At 66.8% G+C, this 13,360-nt stretch carries 11 protein-coding genes; 10 read left to right on the forward strand and 1 reads right to left on the reverse strand.

All coding sequences use genetic code 11. The features are described 5' to 3' along the window. Positions 1-82: 82 nt before the first annotated feature. The 8 genes from ACR80S_RS01815 to ACR80S_RS01850 all read left to right on the forward strand — a co-directional run bounded on the left by ACR80S_RS01815 (position 83) and on the right by ACR80S_RS01850 (position 10,254). Positions 83-2,680 carry a TRAP transporter permease gene (locus tag ACR80S_RS01815; RefSeq protein WP_435402403.1) on the forward strand — a complete coding sequence of 866 codons (2,598 nt, stop codon included), beginning with the start codon at positions 83-85 and terminating at the stop codon, positions 2,678-2,680. Between the two features lie 13 nt (positions 2,681-2,693). Then, complete coding sequence (locus ACR80S_RS01820; protein ID WP_435400459.1) at positions 2,694-3,122, forward strand: universal stress protein; 429 nt, start codon at positions 2,694-2,696, stop codon at positions 3,120-3,122. A gap of 307 nt (positions 3,123-3,429) precedes the next feature. Next, the gene (locus ACR80S_RS01825) at positions 3,430-4,257 is read left to right on the forward strand and encodes a DUF2189 domain-containing protein (protein WP_435400458.1); all 828 of its coding nucleotides are present in this window, start codon (positions 3,430-3,432) and stop codon (positions 4,255-4,257) included. A gap of 103 nt (positions 4,258-4,360) precedes the next feature. After that, a complete protein-coding gene (locus ACR80S_RS01830; protein WP_435400457.1) occupies positions 4,361-4,849 on the forward strand; it encodes a hypothetical protein in 489 nt (162 codons plus the stop codon). A gap of 98 nt (positions 4,850-4,947) precedes the next feature. Then, positions 4,948-5,463, forward strand: coding sequence for a putative pterin-binding protein (locus ACR80S_RS01835; protein WP_435402404.1), 516 nt, complete (start codon positions 4,948-4,950; stop codon positions 5,461-5,463). 23 nt (positions 5,464-5,486) lie between these two features. After that, a complete protein-coding gene (locus ACR80S_RS01840) occupies positions 5,487-7,661 on the forward strand; it encodes an ATP-binding protein (RefSeq protein ID WP_435402405.1) in 2,175 nt (724 codons plus the stop codon). 66 nt (positions 7,662-7,727) lie between these two features. Further along, positions 7,728-8,921, forward strand: a complete 1,194-nt coding sequence (nosP, locus tag ACR80S_RS01845; RefSeq protein ID WP_435402406.1) for a nitric oxide-sensing protein NosP — start codon at positions 7,728-7,730, stop codon at positions 8,919-8,921. Continuing rightward, entirely contained in the window at positions 8,890-10,254 is a 1,365-nt protein-coding gene (locus tag ACR80S_RS01850; RefSeq protein WP_435400453.1) for a hybrid sensor histidine kinase/response regulator, read from the forward strand. The genes nosP and ACR80S_RS01850 overlap by 32 nt, the downstream gene beginning before the upstream one ends. On the opposite strand, the gene ACR80S_RS01855 is transcribed toward ACR80S_RS01850, so the two are convergent. After that, positions 10,230-10,907 (reverse strand): response regulator, encoded by a 678-nt coding sequence (locus tag ACR80S_RS01855; protein WP_435402407.1) that lies wholly within the window; start codon positions 10,905-10,907, stop codon positions 10,230-10,232. The genes ACR80S_RS01850 and ACR80S_RS01855 overlap by 25 nt on opposite strands. Positions 10,908-11,047: 140 nt before the next feature. On the opposite strand from ACR80S_RS01855, the gene exaC reads away from it, so the two are divergent. Together exaC and ACR80S_RS01865 are read left to right on the forward strand one after the other, a co-directional pair. Further along, positions 11,048-12,568, forward strand: coding sequence for an acetaldehyde dehydrogenase ExaC (exaC, locus tag ACR80S_RS01860; RefSeq protein WP_435400451.1), 1,521 nt, complete (start codon positions 11,048-11,050; stop codon positions 12,566-12,568). Between the two features lie 150 nt (positions 12,569-12,718). Further along, complete coding sequence (locus ACR80S_RS01865) at positions 12,719-13,348, forward strand: methyltransferase domain-containing protein (protein ID WP_435400450.1); 630 nt, start codon at positions 12,719-12,721, stop codon at positions 13,346-13,348. Positions 13,349-13,360: the final 12 nt, after the last annotated feature.

A 13,360-nucleotide genomic window follows, 5' to 3' on the forward strand; every position in this document is an offset into this window, starting at 1 on the left:
ATCTCGTTGGCAAGTCGGCTTCCTGTTGTCGCCGCGGGAAGGACATCAACCATAAGTCATTGACAGTGGGCAGGGCCAACCTATGACGGATGAGAAGAACAACACCCGCGCCTCGGAGATCGACCTGGAGGACATGGTCGCCTCCAGCGACTCGGGAGCGCGCAAGCCGGCGGGGGCGCCCGGCAAGCTGCTGGTGGGGATCGCGGCCACTTGGTCGCTCTTTCAGCTCTGGATCGCCTCGCCGCTCCCCTACATGCTTCGCTTCGGGGTCTTCAACGCCACCGAGGCGCGATCGATTCACCTGGCCTTCGCCCTCTTCCTGGCCTTCATGGCCTATCCGGCGTTCAAGCGTTCGCCACGTGACAGGATCCCTATCCAGGACTGGGTGCTGGCGGCCGTCGCTGCCTTCTGTGGCGCCTACATGTTCCTCTTCTACGAGCAGCTCGCGACCCGGCCCGCTGCACCGCTCACCCAGGACGTGATCGTCGGCATTGTCGGCATCCTGATGCTGCTCGAGGCAACCCGGCGAGCCCTGGGGCCGCCGCTGATGATCGTGGCCACGGTCTTCATTCTCTACTCGCTGTTCGGCCCCTATATGCCGGGCATCCTGGCCCACCGCGGGGTCAGCTTCAACGGCCTGGTCAATCACCAGTGGCTGACCACCCAAGGGGTGTTCGGCATTGCGCTGGGGGTCTCGACCAGCTTCGTGTTCCTGTTCGTGCTGTTCGGCGCCCTGCTCGACAAGGCCGGGGCCGGCAACTATTTCATCAAGGTGGCGTTTTCCTTGCTGGGCCACTACAAGGGCGGTCCGGCCAAGGCGGCCGTGGTGGCCTCGGGCATGACCGGGCTGATCTCGGGCTCCTCTATTGCCAATGTGGTGACCACCGGCACCTTCACCATCCCGATGATGAAACGCGTCGGCTTCTCCTCCGAGAAGGCCGGCGCGGTGGAGGTCGCTTCCTCGGTGAACGGCCAGATCATGCCGCCGGTGATGGGCGCCGCGGCCTTCCTGATGGTGGAGTACGTGGGCATCAGCTACGTGGAGGTGATCAAGCACGCCTTTCTGCCGGCATTGATCTCCTATATCGCGCTGGTCTACATCGTCCACCTCGAGGCGCTCAAGGCCAACATGCAGGGTCTGCCTACCAGCAACCCGGCGCGCCCTTTCCTGAACAAGATCATCGGCTTTCTCACCGGCCTGCTGCTGTTGATGGCGCTGTCGTTCGCGGTCTATTACGGACTCGGGTGGCTCAAGCCGGTGCTGGGTGATGCCACCCCCTGGGTGGTGGCCGTGGCGCTGGCGGTGGTTTATGTCGGATTGCTCAAGGTCGGCGCGAAGTACCCCGAGCTCGAGCTCGACGATCCGAATTCCAAGGTGCTCACGCTGCCCCAGACGCGGCCCACCGTGATGGTCGGGCTGCACTATATCCTGCCGGTGATCGTGCTGGTCTGGTGCCTGATGGTCGAGCGCCTGTCGCCCGGCCTTTCGGCCTTCTGGGCGACGGTGTTCATGATCTTCGTCATGGTGACCCAGCGTCCTGTCACGGCGTTCTTCCGCGGTCGCAGCAAGGTGGCCGAAGACATCAAGGAGGGCTTCAAGGATCTGTGGGACGGCCTGGTGGCCGGGGCCCGCAACATGATCGGCATCGGCATCGCCACCGCGGCGGCGGGCATCATCGTCGGCGCGGTCTCCCAGACCGGCGTCGGCCTGGTGCTGGCCGACGTGGTGGAGATCCTCTCCATGGGCAACCTGATGCTGATCCTGGTGTTCACCGCGCTGCTTAGCCTGATCCTCGGCATGGGCCTGCCCACCACGGCCAACTACATCGTGGTATCGGCCCTGCTGGCGCCGGTAATCGTGACGCTGGGTCAGCAGAGCGGCCTGATCGTGCCGTTGATCGCCGTGCACCTCTTCGTGTTCTACTTCGGCATCATGGCCGACGTGACGCCGCCGGTGGGCCTGGCCTCCTTCGCGGCGGCCGCGGTGTCGGGGGGCGACCCGCTGCGGACCGGTTTCCAGGCCTTCTACTACAGCCTGCGCACGGCGGCGCTGCCGTTCCTGTTCATCTTCAACACCGATCTGCTGCTGATCGACGTGACCTTCCTGCAGGGCATCGTGATATTCATCATCTCGACGATCGCGATGCTGATCTTCGCGGCGGGGACCCAGGGCTTCATGATCGCTCGCAACCGTTGGTACGAATCGATCCTGCTGCTGCTGGTGGCCTTCACCCTGTTCCGCCCCGGCTTCTGGATGGACCAGATTCACGACCCCTACCAGCAGGTGCCACCGGCGCAATTCGCTCAGGCGCTGGGGGATGTCGATGAGGGTAGCAACCTGCGGGTGCAGATTGCCGGAGAGAACGCCTTTGGTGATGCCATGACCACCTATGTGCTGGTGCCGGTCCCCGGTGGTGACAGCGCCGAGGAGCGCATGGAGAACCTGGGGCTGGAGCTCTACGTCGACGGCGACCAGGCCATGGTGGACTTCGTCGAGTTCGGCAGCCTGGCGGCGGATCTCGGCTTCGATTTCGATCAGGAGATCATCGGGGTGTCGGCGCCAGTGGATCGCTGGGCCAAGGAGTGGATGTGGATACCGGGGTTCCTGGTGTTTGGCCTGGTGGTGATGCTGCAGCGTCGCCGTCGTGAACCCGATACCGGCCAGGCGGCTACCGCCTGAAGGAGACGATGACATGTACAACAAGATCATGCTGCCGGTGGACCTGAACGAGGAGAGCTCCTGGGAGAAGGCGCTGCCCACGGCCGTGACCCTGTGCCGGACCTTCGGCGCCTCGCTGCACGTGGTGACGGTGCTGCCCGACTACCGGATGCCGCTGGTGGGCTCCTACTTCCCCAAAGACTTCGCCAAGAAGGCCCACGCGGGGGTCACCGAGGCCCAGCACAAGTTCATCCAGGAGCACGTGCCCGAGGATATCCAGACCCAGTCGGTGATCGTCGACGGCTCGCCCTGGGAGGCGATCATCAAGGTGGCCAAGAAGCTCGAGGTCGAGCTGATCGTGATGGCGTCCCACAACAAGCGCAAGTTCGCCGATTACGTGCTCGGCCCCAACGCCGAGCACGTGGTGCACCACTCCAAGATGTCGGTAATGATCGTGCGTTAAGCGCCTGCCAGGCTCCCCCAGTGGGTGCCATTAACGCAAGCACCCCGGCCAGTCGGCCGGGGTGCTTGCGTTCGGCTGGACGTTGTCGTTGATCAGCCGACGCTGACAAAAACCATTCGTGACCGGCTCTTGTATGGAGCGCCGTGAAAGCGTGAAAATCCGTGGTGGTGTCAAGGCTGCAGAATTAACTCGAGTCAACTACATTAAACCTGTATTAATAGATGAAGTCGGCATTAAGGCGTTAGCCGGTGTCGAGAATTGGCCCGCCGGAGGCGGGCATTATAGAAGGCGCAACAGGGGTGACAGCATGAACGCGGCAACAACAAAAGAGCATCACAAGGCTGCAGCGCCCAGGGTCAAGATCACCATCAACCCGGTGGGCATGGATCGGCCGAGGGCCTGGCTGGCGGCTGGGATCGAGGACTTTCGCCAGGCCACGGCGGTCAGCCTCGCCTACGGCATGTTCTGGGTTGGCCTGAGCATTGCCATCACCGCAGGTGCCATCACTCTGGGGCTGTGGCACTGGCTGTTGCCCATGGTGGCCGGCTTCATGTTCATGGGGCCGCTGGTAGCGGTGGGTTCTTACGGGGTCAGTCGCGCCCTGGAAGCCAGTCGGGCTCCCCATCTGGGTGACGCCTTCGGCGCCTGGCGTCCCCATGCCGGCCAGCTCGCCATGATGGGCGTGATGATGATGATCTTCTTCCTGGCCTGGATCCGGCTGGCGACCCTGCTGTTTGCGCTATTCTTTGGTTTCGAGGTTCCCAGTCCCGCCGGCCTCTACTCGGCCCTGCTGACTACCCCCGAGGGCCTCGGCATGATCGCGGTGGGCAGCGTGCTGGGCGGCATACTGGCCTTCGGGGCCTTCACCATCAGCGTGGTGGCCATTCCCACCCTGATGCACCACGACCTCACCTTCATGGAGGGGATCGAGGCTAGCGTGCGCTCCGTGGCCCGCAACTTCCGCCCGATGCTGCTGTGGGCGGCGATCCTGACCGGCTGCGTGCTTATCGGTGTGTTGACCTTCTACATCGGGCTTGCGCTGATCCTGCCGGTACTGGGCTTCGCCAGCTGGCACGCTTACGAGGAGCTTGTGCGCGTCGAGGTGATCGATGAGGGCGAGCCACTGCGCGGTTGAGCCTGCTCGCCTCGCGCCCTCGGGGCCGGGTCGCTATGCTGGGGGGCGTTGACGCCCCCCTTTTCTATTGCTGGCCGGGGGCCAGCGCCCGCAAGGTGATGCCATGCCGATACTGCGCCCGCTTGCCTGCCTGCTGCCTGCGCTGCTTCCCCTGATGCCGCTCCAGGCTCAGCCCCTTCCTCCTCCACTTTACGGTGGTGGCCAGGTCATTGCCCATGAACTCGACGCCTGCCTGTCCGACGCCGAGTGGCAGCCGGAACCTGCACTGGGCTGTGCGCAGGAGGCCGAAGTTCGCTGGGAGGAGGAGGTCGAGCGCCTCGGCGCTCGGCTCGACAAGGTGCTCGGGCGGGAAGCGCGCCTCGCCCTGGAGGCCTCGCGGGCTGCCTGGGAGCAGGGTCGGGCGGCCGACCTGGCGCTGGTGGAGGCCTACCATGGACAGCTGGCAGAGGCGCAGCTGGGTGACCCCGACTTGCTGCCGCTGTCACGCCAGCTTCACCGCAGCGCCGTGTGGGAGCAGCGCGCCCGCTACCTGCAGCGGCTGCTGGATGGCCTGGAGGAGCGACTGCCGGAGCCGATCCGGGAGGCGCCATGATAACCCCCGGTGCAAGCGGGGGCAGATTGGCTAACTGATCTTTGTCGCGGGATCGGGTAGGCTTGTGGCTTCCCGGATCCCGCCACAGGATTGCCCCCATGTGCCAACGCGTCCTGCCCCTTCTGCTCGCCCTTGTCTCCTTCCCGTGGCTGCCGCTGTCGGCCGTCGCCGAGGGGACGCTGCCGTCGCCGAGCGGCGAGGTGCTGCTGACCATCAGCGGCAACATCGTCCTCCCCAATGTGGATGACCAGGCCAGGTTCGACCGTGAGATGCTGATGGCCATCGCCCCCACCGAGGTTCACACGGGCACCCCCTGGCACTCGGATTCTGCTCACTACGAGGGTCCGCTGTTCCGCGAGGTGCTGGCGGCGGCCGGGGTTCGCAGCGATCGCATCCGGGTCCGGGCGTTGAACGACTTCGAGGCGGAGATTCCCCTCGCCGAGCTGCATGACTACGACGTCATCCTGGCCATGAGCCGCAACGGCACGCCGTTGCAGATCCGCGAATTCGGCCCGCTGTTCGTGCTCTATCCCTTCGACGATCATCCGGAACTGCACAACGAGTCCGTGCGTTTCCGCTCGGTGTGGCACGTCGTGCACATTCACGCCCCCTGAGGGCGCGTTATCGGGAGCGTTCCATGCTGAGCCTGCCCCTGCGAGTCAAGCTTGGCGCCATCAGTGCGCTGCTGCTGCTGGCGGCGGCGCTGGTGGTGGTGGGGCTGGTCTCCTGGCGCCAGGACAGCCTGGCTCAGAGCGTGGGCGGGGACACCTCCTGGCACGCATACAAGCTCGATCGCGACGTGGTCCAGCTGCGCAACTACCTGGCCCAGCCGGAAGCCGACCGGGCGGGATTGACGCTGCGCTTCGAGCTCTTCTACAGTCGGTTGTACCTGATGCGCGGGGGCGGTGATATCAGCGAACTGCTGACCTCGATTCCCGCCGCCAGCGCCCTGCTGGACCAGATAGAGCAGCGCATCGACGAGCTCGACCGCCTCATCCAGGCCCTCGAGGGTCTTCAAGAGAGCGACCGCCATGCCCTGGACAGGCATCTTGATACCCTGGGTAACCGCACCGAGCGGCTGGTAATCGCCATCAATGGTCACCTGGCCGATACCGCCACCCGCGAGCGTGGCCAGCTGCAGCGGCTATATGCCCTGCTGCTGGTGCTGATCCTGGCGATGAGCCTGTCGGCCATGCTGGTGGCGCTCATCCTGTTCCGCGAGGCGCGGGACAACGCCGCGGCGCGTCGTGACCTGGAGGCGCTGAGTCGAGAGCTGGAGGCGACCGCCCGGCAGGCGGAGTCGGCCAGCCAGGCCAAGTCGGAATTCCTGGCCACGGTCAGCCACGAGATCCGCACTCCGCTCAACGGCGTCATCGGCATGAGTGATGTGCTGCTGGAGCACCGGCTCGAGGGGGCGGCGCGCCATTGCGCGGCCACCATCCACGACAGCGCCGGGCTGCTGCTGGAGCTGATCAACGACCTGCTGGACTTTTCCAAGATCGAGGCCGGGCGTCTCGAGCTGGAGCAGCGTGCCCTGGCGCTGGACGAGCTTGTCGATAGGGTGGTGGCCCTGCTCGCGCCCCGCGCCGAGGCCCGCGGCGTGGCGCTGTTGACCCATCTGGATCCGCAGCTGCCGGAGCGGGTGCTGGCCGATCCGGGGCGCCTGCGCCAGGTGCTGATCAACCTGGTCTCCAACGCGGTGAAGTTCACTGAGCAGGGGGAGGTTCGCCTGGAGGTACGCTCCGAAGGAATGGGGCGAGTCCGCTTCGAGGTGGTGGATACCGGCTGCGGTATCGCCCCCGAACAGCTCTCGCGGATCTTCGAGCCGTTCCGGCAGGGGGATGCCTCCACCGCGCGGCGCTTCGGGGGTACCGGGTTGGGCCTGGCGATCTGTCGCCGCCTGGTGGAGGCCATGGGCGGGCGGGTCGAGGTGGCCAGCGAGCCGGGAGTGGGCAGCCGCTTCTGGTTCGTGCTGCCCCTGACGACCGCCGAGGGGCCTGCCCCGACGCCGCCGATGGCAAGGGGTTCGCGGCGGGCGGATCTGCACAGCGCCCATCTGCTGGTGGTGGAGGACAATCCCGTCAACCAGCAGGTGGCCAGGGCCATGCTGGAGCGCCTCGGCTGTTCGGTCACCATCGCCGGCTCCGGTGCGGCCGCCCTGCAGCTGGCGGCGGCGGGGAGGTTCGACCTGATCTTCATGGATATCCAGATGCCGGACATGGACGGCCTGGAGGTGACCCGCCGGCTGCGCGCCCGCGACGGCTGGGCGGCAGGTATGCCGATCGTGGCGATGACCGCCGGGGGCCCCGGGGGCGAGCAGGCCCGCTGCCTGGCCGCCGGCATGAACGGTTACCTGACCAAGCCGCTGCGCCAGGAACTGCTGCTGGAGGCGCTGATTCGCCACCTGGCCGACGGGGCGCCGCCGTCGCGCACGAACGGCGGCGGGATGGGCGCCGGCCGCGACTGCCTGGTCGATCCGCTGATGCTGCAGGCGCTGCGCGACTCCCTGGGCGAGGAGGGGCTCGCCTCGCTGGTGGAGCTTTTCGGCGGCCAGGCCGAGTCTAGGCTGGTCAGCCTGGAGCGTGCCCTTGGCGAGGGTGACCTCATTGAGGCGCGCCACGCGGCGCATCAGCTCAAGGGGGAGTCGTCGAGCCTGGGGGCCGTCAAGGTGGCCGGCCTCGCCACGCGGCTCGAGCGACTGGCCAACGAGGGGGACGGGATGGCGGCCAGGGCCCTGCTGAACGAGCTCTCTTCCTGCCTGGCGGCCACCCTGGCCGCCCTGACCGCCTGGCGGGCTCCGTCAGCCCTCTGACCCGATCGTTTGTGGCGCATCCTCCCGGCGGCCTACACTGGACGAGCGTTGAAGTCGGAGTCCGCCATGCCAGATGCCTCGAGCCTCACCCCCGTTCCGGTGCCTGCCGGAACTGCCCTGCTGCGCACCGCGCTCAGCCATCGAGCCGACCCGGCCGAGGCCGTGGCGGAGCTCGCCTGCGACCTTTGCCATTCCTCGCTGGGCTTCGTGCTCTTCTTCTGCAGCGTCGAGTATCCTCTGGAGGCCCTGTCTCGCGCTTTCAATGAGGCCTTCGCCGACATCCCGGTGGCGGGTTGCACCTCGGCCGGGGAGATCACCCCGGCGGGCTATGCCCGGGGCAGCATCGTGGCGATCGGCTTCGATCGCCACCACTTCGAACTGGCCCCGGCGCTGGTGGAGTCGCTCGACGCCTTCGACCTGCCCTGTGCCCAGCGTCTGGTGGACGAGCTGCTGGGCCGCTGTCGCGAACGTGCCCTGGCGCCCCTGGCGGACAACAGTTTCGTGGTGACCCTGCTCGACGGCCTCTCGAGCAGCGAGGAGAGCGTGATCGCGACCCTCGATGCGGCCCTCGGCAGCATTCCCAGTTTCGGCGGCTCAGCCGGGGACGACAACCGCCTCGCCCGCACCCACGTCTTCTGCCAAGGGCGCTTCCACACCGAGGCGGCGGTGGTGCTGATGGTGAATACGCCGCTGCCCTTCGAGGTCTTCTCCACCCACCACCTGCGGCCCCGGCATGAAAAGCTGGTGGTCACCGCGGTCGACCGGGAGTCGCGACGGGTGCTGGAGCTCAATGCGGCGCCCGCCGTGGAGGCCTATGCGGCGCTGGTGGGGCAGCCGGTGGCGCGGCTGGGACCGGAGCTGTTCGCCAGGCACCCCCTGGCGGTGCGCATCGGCGATCACTACTACGTGCGCTCCATCCAGCGTGCCAACGAGGACGGCAGCCTGAGCTTCTACTGCGCGGTGGAGAACGGCATCGTGCTCACGGCGATGACGTCCGCTCCGATCCATGAAGAGTTGGTGCAGACGCTGAGGGGCCTCGAGGAGCGCTTGGGCTCTCCCGAGCTGGTCATCGGCTGCGACTGCTTCCTGAGGCGCCTGGAGCTGGAGGTGCTGGACGAGGATGCGGCGGTTTCGGATCTGCTGAGCCGCAGCCGGGTGATTGGTTTCAATACCTACGGGGAGCAGTACCATGGCATGCACATCAACCAGACCTTCACCGGGGTGGCCATTGGCACCGCTCGCGACGACGGCGCTGCCTGAGGCGCCCGAGGCCCGGGCGGCACTCCTGGCCGAGGAGAATGTCCGCCTGCGACGCATCTGCGAAGCGCTGATCGAGAGGGTGGAGTCCAGTGGCGTGCCCGGTGGGGCGCCCTATGCGGCCTTCGAACACTCGGTGCTGCTGGCCGAGCAGGTCCGCGAGCGTACCGAGACCCTGCAGCGCACCTTGGGTGAACTGCACCGAGCCAAGGCCGAGGCCGAGGCGGCCAACCTCTCCAAGACCAAGTTCCTCGCCGCGGTTAGCCATGACCTGCTCCAGCCGCTGAACGCGGCGCGGCTGTTCGCCAGCGCCCTGGAGGAGCAGCCGCTGCCGGACGGCTCCCGGCGCCTGGTGGGCAACATCGGGCGCTCGCTCAAGGACGTCGAGGCGCTGATCGGCAGCCTGGTGGATATCTCGCGGCTCGATGCCGGGGTGCTCAGGCCCGATATCGCGCCCTTTCCCGCAGAGGAACTGCTCGGTGTGATGGCGGAAGAGTATCGGCAGATGGCCGCGGCCAGCGGGCTGGCCTTCCACTACGTGCCCACCCGGGCAGTGATCGAGACCGACCTGGCGCTGCTGGCGCGGGTGGTGCGCAACTTCCTCGGCAACGCGATTCGCTATACCCCCCGGGGCCGCATCCTGCTGGGCTGTCGGCGTCGTCAGGATGGGCTGGAGATCCTGGTGGGCGATACCGGGCCCGGTATCGCCACCGGGCAGCAGCGTGAGATCTTCGAGGAGTTCCGACGCCTCGAGTCGGGGCACGGTGGCGAGGACCGTGGTCTGGGGCTGGGGCTGGCCATCGTCGACCGCATCAGCGGTATGCTCGGCCATCCGCTGGGCCTTGCCTCGGTGCCCGGGCGGGGCTCTCTGTTCTCGGTGACGGTGCCCTACGCCACGGCGCCCCGGCCGTCCCCTGGCCGCCTCGCCCCTGCGCCGAGCAGTCCATCGCTGGTCGGTGAGGTCATCTGGGTCCTGGACAACGACGCGGCGATCCGCGAGGGCATGGAGGCCCTGCTGGGGGGCTGGGGGTGCCGGGTGGTGGCCGTGGGGTCGCCGGCCGCGCTCGAACAACGTATCCCCGAGCCCGGTACCTTGCTGCTGGTGGACTACCACCTGGGAGACGGGCAGCTCGACGGTCTCGAGGTCGCCGCCCGGCTGCGCGAGGCCCATCACGGGCTGCCGGTGGTGGTGATCACCGCCAACCATGACGCGGCCTTGAAGTCACGGATACGCCAGGCCGGCTACCACTGCCTGCTCAAGCCCATCAAGCCACTGCGCCTGCGCCTGCTGCTGACCGCACTGCTGGGGCCTCAGCCGGAGCGGCGACCGGCCTGATAGTGGGCGAGATCCAACTCGCCAGCCAGCAGGACCGCCTGGACCCGGCTTGCCACGCCCAGTTTCCTCAGGATGGCCGAGACATGGGTCTTGACCGTGGTCTCGGCGACGTCCAGCTCCCGTGCGATTCCCTTGTTGGAGGCGCCGCGGCTGAGCAGTTCGAGCACGTCGAGTTGCTTGTCGGTGAGGCGCGCCAGGCGCGAGTCGGGGGCGGCGGCGGTGACGGCCGGCGCCGGGTGTGCGGGGGGAGCGCGGCGCATGACCAAGGGCGGCAGGTAGAGCTGCCCCTCGAGGAGTTGACGCAGGGCGGCCAACAGGTCGTCGCGGGGCGTCGACTTGGGAATATAGCCTACCGCGCCCATCTCGATGGCCGCCAGCACCGTGCGCCTGTCCTGCTCCGCCGAGAGGATAGCCACCGGCAGCGCGGGGTAGGCGTCCCGGAGACGGCTCAGTCCGTCGAGGCCCTCGGCGTCGGGCAGATCCAGGTCCAGCAGCAGCAGGTCGAGGATCTCCTCGTGGCGCTCGGCCTCCTGCATGGCTCGCGCCAGGCTGTCGGCCTCCAGCAGCCGAGTGCCCGGCAGGCCCGCCGCGACCACCGCGCCGATGGCGTCGCGGAACAGCGGATGGTCATCGGCGACCATCAGGGTCGTCATCGCGTTACTCCCGTCACTCCCCTCGGGGCCCTCCTCCCAAGGGATGAGGGCGTCTCATGCCACCGGAGTATGTCGCAGAAGCGCAACCTGACCAAGACTGAGGTGTGTCCAACATAATCTTAACGTACAGGAGCCGTGCCATGATCTATGCCAACCCCGGCCAGTCTGGTGCCGTCATCGCCTTCGAAGCGCGCTACGGCAACTACATCGGTGGTGAGTTTGTGCCGCCGGTCAAGGGTGAGTACTTCGACAACGTCAGCCCGATCAATGGTGAGGTGTTCTGCCAGATCCCGCGCTCGAGCGCGGAAGATATCGATAAGGCGCTGGACGCCGCCCACGCCGCTGCCCCGGCCTGGGGGAAGACCTCCGCCGCCGAGCGCTCCAATATCCTGCTGAGGATCGCTGACCGCATCGAGCAGAACCTCGAGATGCTGGCCGTCGCCGAGACCTGGGACAACGGCAAGGCGGTGCGCGAGACCCTCAATGCCGACCTGCCGCTCGCCGTGGATCACTTCCGCTACTTCGCTGGCTGCATCCGCGCGCAGGAGGGCGCCGCCGCCGACATCGATGCCAACACCGTGGCCTACCACTTCCACGAGCCGCTGGGCGTGGTGGGGCAGATCATCCCCTGGAACTTTCCGCTGCTGATGGCCGTGTGGAAGTTGGCTCCAGCGCTGGCCGCCGGCAACTGCGTGGTGCTCAAGCCTGCCGAGCAGACCCCGGCCTCGATCCTGGAGCTGATGAAGCTGGTCGGCGACCTGCTGCCCCCGGGCGTGGTCAATATCGTCAACGGCTACGGTGCCGAGGCGGGCCAGGCGCTGGCGACCAGCAAGCGCATCGCCAAGATCGCCTTCACCGGCTCCACCCCGGTGGGGTCCCATATCCTCAAGTGCGCCGCCGAGAACATCATTCCCTCCACGGTGGAACTGGGCGGCAAGTCGCCGAACATCTACTTCGCCGACATCATGAACGCCGAGCCGGAGTTCATCGACAAGGCGGTCGAGGGCCTGGTGCTGGCCTTCTTCAACCAGGGCGAGGTCTGCACCTGCCCCTCCCGGGCGCTGATCCAGGAGAGCATGTACGACGCCTTCATGGCCAAGGTCATGGAGCGCACCCTGTCGATCACGCGTGGCAATCCGCTGGACACCGATGTCCAGGTGGGGGCCCAGGCCTCCCAGGAGCAGTTCGACAAGATCATGTCCTACATGGAGATCGCCCGCGAGGAGGGCGCCGAGTTCCTGACCGGTGGTGACAAGGAGTCCATGGACGCTGCGTTCGATAGTGGTTTCTATATTCAGCCGACCCTGCTCAAGGGCAACAACAAGATGCGGGTCTTCCAGGAGGAGATCTTCGGCCCGGTAGTGGCGGTGACCACCTTCAAGGATCAGGAAGAGGCGCTGGCCATCGCCAACGACACCGAGTTCGGCCTCGGCGCCGGTCTGTGGACCCGCGACATCAACCTCGCCTTCCGCATGGGGCGTGGCATCCAGGCCGGCCGCGTCTGGACCAACTGCTACCATCAGTATCCGGCCCACGCCACCTTCGGTGGCTACAAGAAGTCCGGCATCGGCCGCGAGGGCCACAAAGTGGCGCTCGAGCACTACCAGCAGACCAAGAACTTGCTGGTGAGCTACGACATCAACCCGCTGGGCTTCTTCTGATTGGTGGCGTCGGACGACGCCTCGGCTTCAGCCGGCAGAGACACGGGCGCGACGCGAGTCGCGCCTTTTTCATCCTCGTTTTTATCCCCATGGCTACACGTCTCGGTCGCGTTGCGGCATCATCACCCGCCAGGTCCACACGGAGACAGCATGGAGATGATCGACCTCGAGGCCCCCGACCTTCACCAGGAACGACTGCAGCGCGTGGTGTCGCTGTTCAGGGCCAGCGGTGCGCGACGGGTGCTCGATCTGGGGTGCGGCTCCGGCGGGCTGCTGCAGTACCTGCTGCGTGACGCCCAGTTCGAGCGTGTGGTGGGCTTGGAAATCTCCGGCGAACTGCTCGCCCAGGCCAAGCTGCGCCTGGAGGATCTGCCGTCCGTTCGTGCGGGGCGTCTCGAACTGGTGTGCGGCTCCTATACCGATCGCCATCCAGCGCTGATCGGCTTCGAGGCCGCGGCCATGGTGGAGACCATCGAGCATGTTCCTCCCGAGGCGCTCTCCCGGGTCGAGCGTGCGGTGTTCGCCGGATTGCGGCCCCAACTGCTGGTGATGACCACCCCCAACCACGAATACAACCCGCTCTACGACATGGGACCAGGTGAGTTCCGCGACCCCGACCACAAGTTCGAGTGGGACAGGGCGCGCTTCCGCGAGTGGGCCCAGGGGGTGGCACGCCGCAACGGCTACCAGGTGCGTTTCTCGGGGGTCGGCGAGATGGACGCCCACCTTGGCCAGCCGACCCAGGTGGCGAGTTTCACCCTGGCGTCTGGCCCTGCCTGATCTGAGGGGGCC

It is taken from the genome of Halomonas salsilacus (genome assembly GCF_051216275.1).
In the GTDB taxonomy this organism is placed as follows: domain Bacteria; phylum Pseudomonadota; class Gammaproteobacteria; order Pseudomonadales; family Halomonadaceae; genus Halomonas.